Here is a 12,864-nt window from a genome sequence, read left to right as displayed (position 1 = left end):
CAAGAATGATCTCAATCGGTAATTTCTTTTTCCGGTACAGGAATTTTTTGTTCCTGTTCCTGTATCTCGCACTTTTTATTCCGTCGGCGCCGCTTTTTTCGCCTTCGTACCTGGGGCCATATTATTACGTATGGCCTGTTACGTTGGGTTTGATCATTACCATTAGCGGCCAGTTGATCAGAGGGGGCACCATTGGCCTTGCCTACATCATACGCGGCGGTAAAGAGGGGAAGGTATATGCTGAGGAACTGGTGACCGGGGGCATTTTTAATCATTGCCGTAACCCATTGTATGTAGGTAATATTTTAATGTTGTGCGGAGTTGGCGTGCTGTCAAATTCTCTCCTGTATGTGGCGGTATTTATTCCGTTTTTTCTTTTTGTATACCAGGCCATTGTGCTGGCCGAAGAGAAATTTCTACGAAACAAATTCGGCGATCAATATAACAGGTACGCCAAATCGGTGAACCGGTGGGTACCCAGGTTGCAGGGCATTTCAACTACATTTAAAAGCATGCACTTTAAATGGCGTCGTTGGATATTGAAAGAATACAACACCCAATACATCTGGCTCAGCGGTATTACCCTCATTTTATTATTCAAATACCCCGAGCTCACCAATTACGATACACAACTTCGCAATTTATTGCTGGCTATAATTTTACCGTTCCTGCTGGTAATGTACCTGTTTGTGCGGTATTTGAAGAAATCGGGAAAGATGAGGGAGTAGGTGGCCGGTTACCAGTTGCCGGTTTACCTGGGTTGCGCTTGCCGCGAAGTTGAGGTTACAGGTTGCAAGTTACATGTTACAAGGGTCGCGGCCTGGGCTTTAAATGCTTTCACAGCCTGCCCCGATGAAGACGGGGTTAAAAGGATCTTGGCTTTCGGCTTTTGCCTGTAGCCTGTGGCTTTTAGCGGATTTCACCCCTTTCTACCAACTGTAAACCCGCCTTTTTAATATCAGTCGCTACATCGTGGATGATCCTGAATTCATCGGTAACAGATTTTACCGGCAATAATAATTTACGGGTGTCGGTATCTGTTAACCCTTGTTGTAGTTCTTTCTGGCGGTTTATCATTAAAGTGGTTACTCTTTTATCGATCTGTTGCCAATGTGGTGGCCGCGCTGTTTCGGTAAGCGTTTCTTCCTTGTTAATAATTGCTTTAGCAGCGCATAACTCTGATTCAATGTAGTTAATTACCGGAATAAAATCTTTCGTTGCATTCATCGTCGCAAATTGTTGTCCGAAATGCGATAACGTAGCGATATGCGAGGTAAGCAAATGATTATACACTACAAACTGGTGTATTAAGTTAATGTTCTTCTGCTGCCATTTTGGTTCCGACAACATGCGGGTAAAAGCATCCGACAAATTACCCAATGCCACAAATGCTTCTTTACGGCTTACGCGGTATTCTGTGGGCGGTACCTGTTTCCCCATAAAGGCTGTAGCAACTGTTTTAAACCAGGCAGTGTTTTTTTCAATAGACGTAGCTATTAATGTGGAGATCTGTTCATGCTCCCATAACGGCACCAGCAAAAGATTGGCAATAAAGGCAATGGCCGAACCGATACCGGTATCGATCAGTCTGTCGGTAAGCACATTCTTGATTGGTGTATCGTACAATAATTGAAAGATCAACAGCACATAGGGCGTCATGAAGATAACGCTCAGCATATAATTGGTACGAAGTAGGCTGTAAGTACCCAGCGCCAACACCAGCATGATCATAAATAACGCCGTTCTGTCTTTTATAAAATACAAAATGATCAAACCGGCAAGCGCACCGGCAATGGTGCCAAACAACCTTTCGAAATTTCTTTTTTTGGTAAGACTATAGTTAGGTTTTAAGATCACAATAATGGTAAGCAGGATCCAGTAGTTATGGCCAACCTGCAGCGACAGGGATATAATATATCCTGCAAGGGTAGCGAGGCTTACCCGCAAGGAATGCCTGAAAAAGTTGGATTGCAGGCTGAGGTTATCAGTAAGAACTTTTAAACTGAAATCCTGCCGGTTGACAAATTTTTCATAATCGCCCGGTTCGGTAGTAGTGGTAACTTTTTGCTGATAAGAAGTATATAAATGCAGGGCATGAATGCGGTTGGCAATGTCTTCAATATTACTCAGGATGTTCCGCAGGGTGATAAAAGATTCTAAAGTTTCCGGGTTCCTTTTTTTATTCCGCAATTCAACATAATAACGACGCGTTTCTTTGATTGCATCAGCGAGCGCCGTTGTTTCGCGCGACCGGCGGCCACTTTTTACGGCAATGCTGATATCATCCAGCTCGGCAGCTAATTGTAATATAAGCTGCCGGTAGCGGCTCATGATCTCGGTTCCTTCAAATAATTTATGCAGTTCTTTGTAATCGTCATGGTAAGTGGTCATTATCTTTTCAAATAGATCGATCAGGCTTCTGAACAACATCAAAAGGGTTCTGCCGGTATTGGTAGACTCTTTAACGATATAACGGCTTTTGAACAACAGCTCCCGCACCAGTTCCTGTTCCTGGTGAACGATCACCTGTTGCTCTATCATATGGCGTGATGCTTTATCAAAGTCGGCCGATTCATCATAAAATTGAGCGCGAATTCGAATATAATTAGCCGTAGCAGCAATGCATTCGCCCAATGCCTGTTGCGCCAGCCGGTAAGGCGCAAACTTGTGTAACAATAAACTTAAGCCGGTATACCATAACCCACCGAGTAAAATATAAGCTGCCTGAATAATTACTTCTTTGCCCTGGCTGGGATGCCCGATCTGTAAAACCATGATTAGTAAAGCCGATACCCCAATGGAAATAGCCCGGCTGCCATATACCCCGATCATGGAAAATACAAAACAAAAAACTGTGATGAGGATACCCAGAAAAACCGGGTAAGCCGCTGCAAGGCTGGTTAAAGTGGCTACCGCTACTAAAAACAACAGGCATATCAGCATACCATTGCGGCGATGGTGAATAGGTCCCGGATTATCAGTGCCGCTTACACACATGGCGCCCAACGATATGGCCACCCCTTGCGACAGCATATCAAAATAACTGAAAATGACGGCAGGTAAAACCACCCCTGCTGTAATTCTTACACCGGAACTGAGATAATAACTGTATAAAAAGCTCTTATACTTCTTCAAATAATCCATAGCGTATTTAAAGTACGTATTTTTAACGGTGTAAGCGGTAAAAGGTTGATAATAAACGATAATACAAATGGCTTAGTATAATATGACTATTTTAACAACCAGGGTCTCGCCATTTGACTTTTGATAAAAATTGTGGAATATAGGGCCAAACATAATACAGGGGTGTGTTTTTTATATTAGTAAAGTTGTAACTTTAAAAAGCTGTAGACATTTTCCGTCTAAATTCGGATGCCGCTCTCCTAAAACTTTTTTTAGACCTGCTATAATTTTTGAAGCTATTGGCATTCCGTGCTCTCCAATTAAATGCATCACAGGCCATATTGTGCGTGGTTCAAGCTACCGCCTTATTCGCTAAATCCTTCCCTGATTTGTATAACATATGCCACGTTTTTGTATAAGTGCGAAAAAAACTGTGCATTTTGTAGGTTCACATAAACTGGCATTATTATTTTAACCGTTTTATTGACCCATAATAATTAATCAGGGTAAACTACGTACTTATTTAACCGGTGAACTAACCGGTGTTAGTAAAATAACAGTATAGCTGAATCGCTTAACGATAGATGCTTAATAGATTACAACTCCCCCGACCGCTTTTTTTAGATTCATTAGGATAAGGCTAACATATAACGGTGTTGAAAGCAGGCCCTCGCCCAACTATGAAAATGAAATTCATTTGCTCATGTTAAAAATTTACTACTATGGAGCTGGAAGAACCTGTTTTAAAAATTTTGCGCAAGAAGTACCAACCATCTTCTTGTATTGAAACGCATTGCAATCATTATGATCTGTCATTTAAAACCGACAGAGAGGGGGATGCCATTGTACTGGTCCTTGGCCGTAAGGATGATAGCGGCCAGATAAAGGGAGAACGCTTCACACGACGGCTAAGACAAATGGCTAACGGAAGGATTGTAAAAGAGTTTTGGGAACACAAGGGCAAGTCAAGCTAGCAGGATGGGTCCTATTACTGAAGGACAAATTACAAATATCCGTACCCTATTCTAACGTTATGCGCTAAAACTTACTTTTGCTGATTTTTTAATAGGAATATTCTCTGCTTACAGCCTTTTATTAGATCACAAATCAACAATAAGATTATTCAGGTTTCATAACAACGGCCCACTCTTTGCTCGTAATAATTATTATGAAATTCTGTTTTGGCCTGTTTATGCTGGTTACCATAGCCTGCAATAATCCCTCATCAGTACCTGTACCGCATCCACCTGCCATTACGCCAACTTCTGATACTCCCTATTCAACACAACAAAATGACACGGAAGACTTGGGTTCGCCCACTTCTTTTGTGCCCGGTTATTATACTGGTATAATACCGTGCAATGATTGTCGGAATATCACCCGTAAAATTCTTTTCCTGGCAGATCACCACTTCCACATGAAAGATGAGTTTAATGGAAGAGACGCAGCGCCTGTTGAAACAGAAGGCCGCTGGCAAACCACTAATGATCAGTTGCAATTGTTGGTGAACAACGCCGTTGCAAAACGGTTTGCTGTTACCAATAAAGGGTTGACTGAATTAAGTATGACGGGTACGCCAGTGCCGGTTTACCCGGATATTTACCTCACGCGTAAAACCATAGGAGCAGATAATATTGCCTGGATGGAAAAGAAAACCGCCGGGATTGATTTTTTTGCCCTGGGTAATGAGCCTTTCTGGTTGATGGAAATGGATAAGGATAAACAGATCAGTTTTTTGCAGGTAGATAACAGCCAGCCGGCCGTATTTCCCTATGTGACGGCAGTACAACAAAATAGGCAGTATGTGCACAACACTCAAAAAGATTCAACTACCATGCAAATAATTATCACGCCTCAATTTTGCAGCGATGGCATGAGCGATAACTGGTATGAATATAAAGTAGAAGTTAAGTATAACGGCATTATATATGTGGGATGTGGGGTGAAGTTGAATGATCAATGGGCAATAGGCAATTGACAATAGGCAAATTGATCTTTGCTTGTTGCTATAGCCAATTAAATGAAATCTAGCTTCTATTATGCAATAAATATATTTATAGATTTTCTTCTGTAATGTTCGGCTCTGGCAGGTGAGCTACGTCGCGAAGAATAGTCCGTTCATCTTCAATAGTTAATTCTCCCCCGCGTAATGAACGGTAATAAGCCTGACCGGCTGCAATAGCATCTGCCCGATCTTCTCCCTGCAATGCCGCTTCATATTTTTCTTTTAAAAGCTTTAACGCATCGCTTTTATTTAAATATCCAACGGCAATGAAAATGATGACCAGAAACCCAAATGCCAGGAATAATAATTTCTCTGTCAGGCTCATTCGCTCCTATTTTTATTACTCAAAGTTAATAGTTCATTGGCTGCTTACTTACCCGCCCACACATTATTTTGCCGGTTGGCATCCGGCAATTGATGGTCGGGGTCAATGGTAACGGATGTAATAGTGGCTGTAACCGGAACACTCAGTGTGTAGGTAGTATGCTGGAACCAGGTTTCAACCGGTAATTGGAACCGCTGCGTGGTTCCATTAGTGAATGCTATTTGAACAACTACGGGCATTACCATTTTGTGAAGGTTGGCAATGGTGATCTGAACTTTATTATCGGTTATGGTTACCTGCTGTACTGCCTGGTCTAACGCCCAGTTGTTGTAAAACCATTCGCGCCAGAACCAGCTAAGGTCTTCACCGCTTTCGTTGTCCATGGTACGAAAAAAATCTTCCGGTGAAGGGTGCTTGTAAGCCCAGTTATGAATATACCGTTTGAACGCATAATCAAAACGATCTTTACCCAAAATGTATTCTCGCAACAGGTACAAACCAAAGGCAGGTTTGAAATAAGAGATCGGATGGCGATACGTTTCAGGTATGGCATCAGCCGCCATCATCATTGAGGGCGCTTTTGAATCGCTTAAGTAAGGCAGGATTTCATCAGCCGGATTACCGCCGCCGGGTGCGTACTCGCTATCGCGCTTGGGCGCATATTCGCCATTGTTGAAAGCATCCGATGCATAAATATCAATAAACGTATTAAAGCCTTCATCCATCCAGGCGTTGCTGCGTTCGTTGGAACCAACGATCATTGGAAACCAGTTATGACCTATTTCATGGGCTGTGACCCAGTATAATTCTTTGCCCTTGTCATTCATGCCATCGAACAAAATACCGGGGTATTCCATCCCTGCGGCAATGCCGGCTTCATTAATGGCAGTAGGGTAGGGATATACAAACCATTTGCTGGAAAAATGTTCAATGGATGCTTTCAAATATTCAGTAGAACGGCTCCAGGCATCGTTACCGTCACTTTCAACCGGGTATACCGACATGGCCAGGCATTTTTTGCCATTGGGTAAATTAACCCGGGCGCCATCCCACATAAAAGCAGCCGATGCGCCGAATGCCACATCGCGGGTATTATTCATTTTGAAACGCCAGGTTAACGTTCCTTTTTGTACCGGCCGGCTACGCGGGTCAGTTACTTCTTCTGCAGACCTGATGATAACTGTTTTGTCGCTGCTGCGGGCGGTTGCCAGTCGGGCTATTTGTTGGGGCGTAAGTACTTCATTGGGGTTTTGCAGTTCACCGGCACCAGCGACGATCATATTCCAGGGAACTGTTACACTATAATCGAAATTGCCGTATTCGCAGTAAAATTCTCCGCTGCCTAAAAATGGCAAGGTGTTCCACCCTGTCAGATCATCGTACACGCACATACGCGGATACCATTGCGCAATTTCATAAATGGTGCCATTTTTTGTTTTCACATAATCGGTACGGCCGCCAAATGCGCCGGGAATGGTGTAATGATATTTAATACGAATGTTGATCTTCCCGGTTTTGGCAGGCAGGGCTTTTATAAGCCGAACCTGCATCCGGGTATCGGTTACTATATAATCGGCGGTAAAAATTTTTCCATTTTGCTCTATTTGTACCTGGTCAAATGCATAACCTGTTGTAAACTGTTCCGGCTGTTGATCGAACAGGTAATTGCTGCGAGCTCCTTTTTGATAAATGTTCTGATCGAGTTGCAACCACAATGATTGCAATGAATCTGGACTATTATTGGTATACCGGATTATAGCATAACCCGACAATTGCTGTTTCACCGTATCGATGGTCGCCTGCAAAGTATAATCGGCGCGGTTTTGCCAGTAAGCCGGACCGGGAGCGCCATTGGCCGATCGTATGGTGCTGCCTTTATTTGTATAGAACCCCGGCGCAAAAGTTTCTGCCGGGTTATATACTGGTTTGGGTTGTCCTATGCAGGAAAAAGAAAAAATGAATGCAATGGTGACTGACAAAAATAATTGGCGCATGTAAGTGTATATTGAAGCAATTTAAAAGAAAAAGGGCCGACTAAAAATTTTTAGTCGGCCCAATATATTTATAGGAACTTACTACTAATAGTCGTTTGGCTTCGGCACATTTGCTTTTGACACACTGTCTTTTTTGCCAGACGCCGGTGCGGGTTGCGTTGGCATGGCTCCGTAATCATCAGCAGTGGTTCCACCACCTGTGCTTTGGGCGCCTTCATCAAGTACAGGTTTCATTTTAGCCCAGTCGATCAAAGTATCTGCTACCATTCCTTCTGGTTTTGCAAAAGCTATTTTACTATCAAGCCCCGTGTTTTTATCTTTTAAACAATTTACATAGAAGTAAGCCCAAACCGGTAATGCCACTGAAGAACCCTGACCAACTGAGGTGCTGCTGAACCGGATGAAACGATCATCGCAACCCGTCCATACGCCACAAAGTAATTGCGGTGAATAGCCCATAAACCAGGCGTCGCTGTTATCATTGGTTGTACCAGTTTTGCCCGAAACATTTGAAACATTGATACCATAACTGGCAGAACGTTTACCGGTACCGTATTTCATAACACCATTCATCATAGTAATGATGTTATATGCAGTAGCGGTACTTATCACTTCTTTACGCTCTGAAGTGAATGTTTGCAACACATTGCCATTTTTATCTTCAATGCGGGTGAGGTACATGGGTTTTACAGAAAAGCCACCAGCGGGGAACATACTGTAAGCATGCATCATTTCATACAGTGAGGTTTCTCCACTACCAAGGCAAATAGCAGGCACGGGTTCAATATCGGTTTTCACCCCGCAATTTTTCAAAAATTCAACAAACCGTACGGCTGCATCATTGCCTTTGTTGCCCAGTTGTTTCATGATATAGGCCGTTGCGCAGTTGCGTGACTGAGCCAATGCTTCGGCCATTGGCATGGTTTGATTGGAACAAGAGGCTGTGGTAGCAGGCACAGGACCAAAACCTTCAAAATTCTGTTGTACATCTTCAACCGGTGTAGAAGGTGTAAAGCCGCCGTTTTCAATAGCCAGACCATATAATAACGGTTTAATGGTACTACCAACCTGCCGTTTGGTATTAATATTTGCGTGATCGAATTTGAATGTTTTAAAATCAATACCACCAACCCAGGCTTTTATAGCGCCTGATTGCGGGTCCATGGCAATGAAACCAGCCTGCAGCATTTGCCGGTGATATTTAATACTATCATACGGGGTCATTAGCGTATCTATTTCCCGCTTTTCGTTCCACGCAAAAACACTCATTTGCGTTTTCACAAAGAAGGATTTGCGGATATCATCTTCACTAACGCCTTCTTTTTTCATACTCTTCCAGCGATCGCTTTGCTTCATGGCTGCTTCCAGCACATTTTCGTGTTCTTTCCAAACCGAACCATTCTTAATGTTCTTTTGCGCATTCAATATTTTTTGCATGTAGCTGATGTGCTTTGAAACCGCTTCTTCAGCATACTGTTGCATGCGCGGATTGATGGTGGTATATATTTTCAACCCATCTTTATATAAGTTGTAAGGCTTGCCGGTAGCAGGGTTCTCATTTTCTTTGCACCATCTTTTTAATTCTTCTCCCAACACGCCGCGGAAGTAAGGCGCCAACCCGGTATTTTCATTCAGCTTTTTATAATTCAGTTTTATATTTTCTTTACTTAATGCACTGGCTTCTGCTTCAGTTAAAAAATTACTTCTAACCATTTGTCCTAATACCGTATTCCTTCTTGATTTTGCTCTGTCGGGAAAGCGACGGGGATTGTAGATCTCACCTTTCAACATACCAACCAGTACGGCAGCTTCGGAAGTGGTTAACTCATCCGGTTCTTTTTGGAAAAATGTTTTGGCGGCATTTTTAATTCCATAAACATTATCCCCAAACGCAACGGTATTCAGGTAAAGTGTAATAATTTCTTCTTTCGAAAAATTACGCTCCAGCTTTACAGCAATGATGGCTTCTTTTAATTTTTGAATTCCGCGAACGGCGATATTACGGGTGCTCCAACCCTCAGTGAAAAGGTTTTTAGCTGTTTGCATGGTGATGGTACTGGCGCCACCGCTGGTACCAAAAGAGGCAAAAGAGCGCAGCAGGGAACGGCCATCTATTCCATTATGTTTAAAGAAACGTTCGTCTTCCGTAGCCACCAGCGCATTCATCACTTGTGGACTGATGTCTTTGTATTCCACATCAATACGGTCTTCGATCAGGTATTTTCCTATGAGGCTGCCATCTTCGGCATACACCTGGCTGGCAATAAGTGCGGTTGGATTTGATAATTCTTTAATGGAAGGCATTTTGCCCAACAAACCAACATTGGCGGCAACAATAAACAAGATTCCCAATATTAGTCCGCTAAAAAAGACCCACCAGAAGATTTTTACACCCTTTTTCATAGATCAGAGATTATAGGTACAGTGTTCGTTGAATGTTAATAATGCTAATATTAAGGTACAGTGTTAAAAATAGTAATAAGCCCTATTATTTTCAACGGTAGGGGAGAAAAGTTCTAAGTTTTTAGTTCTTGGTATTTAGTTCTGCGCCTGTCCCGCCCTGGCGGGGTTCTGCGTTCAGGGGTTCGCCACAATATACAATTAAACTGCCACCGGCAGGGTATTTCAACCGGAATTAACACAAAATGTAAGAGCCAATTCAATAAACGCACCAAAAGCAAAACCGGCCGATCATGCGTCACTTAAACTTCGTGAAAGCACGACCGGCCGGCATTATCCTGTGAACTATTACTTACGACTTAGATCACCACTTTTTGCCTGGGTGAAGGAATAGTAATATTCTTATTTATGGGCGAAGCGGGTTGCCCCGGTCCTGCCTTTTTTTCTTTACGATATTTTGCCATGTTTATCAACAATACGCTTAACAAAATAACCGCTAAGCCAACTATTTGCAGTATGGTCATCGTTTCATGGGCAAATAGTACGCCCAATAAAACAGCTACAACCGGGTTTACATAAGCATAGGTACTAACCTGGGTGGCCGGCCTCACTTGCAATAACCACACATAGGCGCTATAACCTGCCAATGAACCCATCGTGATCAGGTATACCAGCGAAAACCAGGAACTGGCTGTTACTGCTTCTATATTGAATGTGCTCCATTCATTATTTGCAAAACTGCTTGGGATAAAGGCTATACCGGCAGCCATCATTTGCCAACCGGAATTTACCGTTGCAGAGGTAGAGGTTGACATGTATTTGGAATATAAAGAGCCACCAGCCCAGCTCATGGCGCCAATGATCAATACGATCAATCCAATTACCTGGTGCCCATTACCATTGCCCAATGCTTTGGAAGTTTGTTCGCTGAATAACAAGATCACACCTATAAAACCTACGATCAATCCTAATATGGTCGGACGGCTGGTAAGGTTTTCATGCCATTTTGGTTTATCCAATACAACAAACCAGATGGGCGCCGATGAAACGAGTACGGCTACCAGTGAGCTGGCCAGTGATAATTCGGCCCAGATAACAGCACCGTTACCAATAAATAACATCAGCAAACCACTAATTGCTGCGGGTTTTATGTGCGACCAGTTAAATATTTTTTCTCCTTTGTACATACACCAGCCCAATAATATTGCACCCGCAATAATAAAACGGATAGCACCAAGGATAAAAGGCGGAATGGTTGCAACAGCGCGTTGTATAAAAAAATACGTTGAGCCCCATACCAGGTACACGGTAGCAAAGGCAATTACGACCATTACGGGAGAAGCGCTTCTTTTTAATTCATTCGACATAAGGTTAAATTTTAGGAATCACCAATTGTTGTTGCTCTTTCACAGTTTCCAAAACGATGGTTGTTTTAGTGGATGCGATGTTTGGGATATGTTGTAACTGAGTACGCATCAGGTTCATTAATGACGACGAATCTGCTGTACGAACTTTAATAAGGTAACAATCTTCACCGGCTATGTGATGTACTTCCTGCACTTCAGGGATAGCTGCTAATGCCTGGGCCGTGTTGCTGCTGCAGGTAAAACCTTCTGAAGAGCGAATAAAAATGAATGCCAGCAATTTTTGCTGAACTGTTGTTGGGTTGATCTGTGTAGTGTAACCCTGGATCACTTTTTTTTGCTCCAGTTTTTTTACCCGTTCCAAAACGGCTGATGGAGCCATATTTAGTTCACGCGCCAGATCGGCATTTGAAATGCGGGCATTCGCCTGCATGCGCTCCAGGATTTGCAAATCGGTATTATCTAAAACGACATCCATTCCGATGAATTTTCTGTAAAATTAGGGTATTTCTGAATAAAATTCTGAAGATTGGAATATTTTAAGAAATTTATTGTAAATTTGTGGTGAGTTGCCGAATAATCGACGGTGGCATGGTGTTATTGTTTGAATTACAGGTGATTATGGAATAACGAGCGTTAGTATACGGTGGGCAGGAAGCAAATCCATGTGCAACTCAGTTGTTACGTTTTAAGTTTTCAGTATTAGAATTTTAGCCATGAAAAAGAAAAAGTCATCTGTTGCAGGATGACTTTTTCATTTGGTAAAAGATTCACAAATTCCGGATTATAAAACAGAGTTGCATACGTTTGTAATTGGTAATTCGTTATATTGAACACTTGCAGGCACGTGATCAAATTTGAATGGCTTTCGTAACTTTACCAGCTTAAAATTGAATTATATGTCACTGTTTAATACTAATAAGAATAAAGACAAAAAGAAGGGCAATCAAACTGCAGGCAAACAATCTCCCATTCCAACTAAAGGAAAAAGCAATAGTAAAGGAGCTGCTAAATCAACCCGGGTAGCCGGCCGCGCGCAAAGAGGCTCATAGGGTTATCGTTTCCTCAATTTGTTGTTTTTACTGCCCACTTATTACGGGTATAAATCATATTGCGCTAATTCGTAAGATCTCCGCATAAAAATGTGAAAAAGTACATGGCCATTGATTGGCATGATACGGCTATTCCGGCATAGTTGTTGGGAAATTAGCGGTATTCATTACATTTTAAAAGGGAGATTTCTTATGAAAACTAAGAAAAATGCAACAAGAACAGAGGAGTTTGAAATGATGGTTGATGACATTCCTTTTTTTGTAAAAGCCACCTCATTTCAAACGTATACTATGGAAACACAATACCGGGTAAGTGTAAATGGGAGTCCTGTGTATATTTTCGGATGGCATCCGGGATTGAAACGAATAACGGCCATCGACCGGGGATCTGCCGCGACTAATATTCCACCTAAAGTTGCTGAGGCCATTGGCCATCAGTTATACAGCAGAATGGCAGCCTGAAGAATTATTTTGAAATTATTTAATGAAAGCAGGGATGTTAAATTCCTGCTTTTTTTATTACAATAATTATTAACTTTCCATATAATATATAACGGGTATAACGGTATTGGTCATTGTACATCCTATTCCATTGTTATAC

General features: G+C 42.2%; 11 protein-coding genes. 5 read left to right on the top strand and 6 right to left on the bottom strand.

What is annotated here, in order from left to right; translation table 11 throughout:
- Positions 1 to 5 precede the first annotated feature (5 nt).
- Complete coding sequence (locus tag FAM09_RS07335) at positions 6 to 728, top strand: methyltransferase family protein (protein ID WP_136576392.1); 723 nt, start codon at positions 6 to 8, stop codon at positions 726 to 728.
- 181 nt (positions 729 to 909) lie between these two features.
- On the opposite strand, the gene FAM09_RS07330 is transcribed toward FAM09_RS07335, so the two are convergent.
- The gene (locus FAM09_RS07330) at positions 910 to 3,135 is read right to left on the bottom strand and encodes an FUSC family protein (protein WP_166437047.1); all 2,226 of its coding nucleotides are present in this window, start codon (positions 3,133 to 3,135) and stop codon (positions 910 to 912) included.
- A 710-nt stretch (positions 3,136 to 3,845) separates the two neighbouring features.
- On the opposite strand from FAM09_RS07330, the gene FAM09_RS07325 reads away from it, so the two are divergent.
- Positions 3,846 to 4,097: a hypothetical protein gene (locus FAM09_RS07325; protein ID WP_136576390.1), complete on the top strand. Its 252-nt coding sequence runs from the start codon at positions 3,846 to 3,848 to the stop codon at positions 4,095 to 4,097.
- A gap of 194 nt (positions 4,098 to 4,291) precedes the next feature.
- Positions 4,292 to 5,101 carry a copper resistance protein NlpE N-terminal domain-containing protein gene (locus FAM09_RS07320; protein WP_136576389.1) on the top strand — a complete coding sequence of 270 codons (810 nt, stop codon included), beginning with the start codon at positions 4,292 to 4,294 and terminating at the stop codon, positions 5,099 to 5,101.
- A gap of 76 nt (positions 5,102 to 5,177) precedes the next feature.
- Here the strand turns inward: FAM09_RS07320 and FAM09_RS07315 are convergent, their stop codons facing one another.
- The 5 genes from FAM09_RS07315 to FAM09_RS07295 form a co-directional block, all read right to left on the bottom strand.
- The gene (locus FAM09_RS07315; protein ID WP_136576388.1) at positions 5,178 to 5,453 is read right to left on the bottom strand and encodes a hypothetical protein; all 276 of its coding nucleotides are present in this window, start codon (positions 5,451 to 5,453) and stop codon (positions 5,178 to 5,180) included.
- A gap of 44 nt (positions 5,454 to 5,497) precedes the next feature.
- On the bottom strand, positions 5,498 to 7,447 hold the full coding sequence (locus tag FAM09_RS07310) for a M1 family metallopeptidase (protein WP_136576387.1): 1,950 nt from the start codon (positions 7,445 to 7,447) through the stop codon (positions 5,498 to 5,500).
- Positions 7,448 to 7,531: 84 nt separating this feature from the next.
- Entirely contained in the window at positions 7,532 to 9,850 is a 2,319-nt protein-coding gene (locus FAM09_RS07305) for a penicillin-binding protein 1A (RefSeq protein ID WP_136576386.1), read from the bottom strand.
- A gap of 356 nt (positions 9,851 to 10,206) precedes the next feature.
- Positions 10,207 to 11,214, bottom strand: a complete 1,008-nt coding sequence (locus tag FAM09_RS07300) for an EamA family transporter (protein WP_136576385.1) — start codon at positions 11,212 to 11,214, stop codon at positions 10,207 to 10,209.
- Positions 11,215 to 11,218: 4 nt separating this feature from the next.
- Positions 11,219 to 11,689 carry an Lrp/AsnC family transcriptional regulator gene (locus FAM09_RS07295; RefSeq protein WP_136576384.1) on the bottom strand — a complete coding sequence of 157 codons (471 nt, stop codon included), beginning with the start codon at positions 11,687 to 11,689 and terminating at the stop codon, positions 11,219 to 11,221.
- A gap of 421 nt (positions 11,690 to 12,110) precedes the next feature.
- On the opposite strand from FAM09_RS07295, the gene FAM09_RS30650 reads away from it, so the two are divergent.
- On the top strand, positions 12,111 to 12,263 hold the full coding sequence (locus FAM09_RS30650) for a hypothetical protein (protein ID WP_153825444.1): 153 nt from the start codon (positions 12,111 to 12,113) through the stop codon (positions 12,261 to 12,263).
- Between the two features lie 192 nt (positions 12,264 to 12,455).
- Positions 12,456 to 12,725, top strand: coding sequence for a hypothetical protein (locus FAM09_RS07290; protein ID WP_136576383.1), 270 nt, complete (start codon positions 12,456 to 12,458; stop codon positions 12,723 to 12,725).
- The last annotated feature ends 139 nt before the right edge of the window (positions 12,726 to 12,864 follow it).

It is taken from the genome of Niastella caeni, assembly GCF_004834005.1.
Classification (GTDB): Bacteria; Bacteroidota; Bacteroidia; order Chitinophagales; family Chitinophagaceae; genus Niastella; species Niastella caeni.
This window is presented reverse-complemented; position numbering and strand designations above follow the sequence as displayed.

Bases quoted from the DNA above. Each gene is read 5' to 3' on its own strand.
- FAM09_RS30650 (WP_153825444.1), top strand. From the start codon at position 12,111: ATGTCACTGTTTAATACTAATAAGAATAAAGACAAAAAGAAGGGCAAT.
- FAM09_RS07335 (WP_136576392.1), top strand. From the start codon at position 6: ATGATCTCAATCGGTAATTTCTTTTTCCGGTACAGGAATTTTTTGTTC.
- FAM09_RS07325 (WP_136576390.1), top strand. From the start codon at position 3,846: ATGGAGCTGGAAGAACCTGTTTTAAAAATTTTGCGCAAGAAGTACCAA.
- FAM09_RS07290 (WP_136576383.1), top strand. From the start codon at position 12,456: ATGAAAACTAAGAAAAATGCAACAAGAACAGAGGAGTTTGAAATGATG.
- FAM09_RS07300 (WP_136576385.1), bottom strand. From the start codon at position 11,214: ATGTCGAATGAATTAAAAAGAAGCGCTTCTCCCGTAATGGTCGTAATT.
- FAM09_RS07295 (WP_136576384.1), bottom strand. From the start codon at position 11,689: ATGGATGTCGTTTTAGATAATACCGATTTGCAAATCCTGGAGCGCATG.
- FAM09_RS07305 (WP_136576386.1), bottom strand. From the start codon at position 9,850: ATGAAAAAGGGTGTAAAAATCTTCTGGTGGGTCTTTTTTAGCGGACTA.
- FAM09_RS07320 (WP_136576389.1), top strand. From the start codon at position 4,292: ATGAAATTCTGTTTTGGCCTGTTTATGCTGGTTACCATAGCCTGCAAT.
- FAM09_RS07315 (WP_136576388.1), bottom strand. From the start codon at position 5,453: ATGAGCCTGACAGAGAAATTATTATTCCTGGCATTTGGGTTTCTGGTC.
- FAM09_RS07310 (WP_136576387.1), bottom strand. From the start codon at position 7,447: ATGCGCCAATTATTTTTGTCAGTCACCATTGCATTCATTTTTTCTTTT.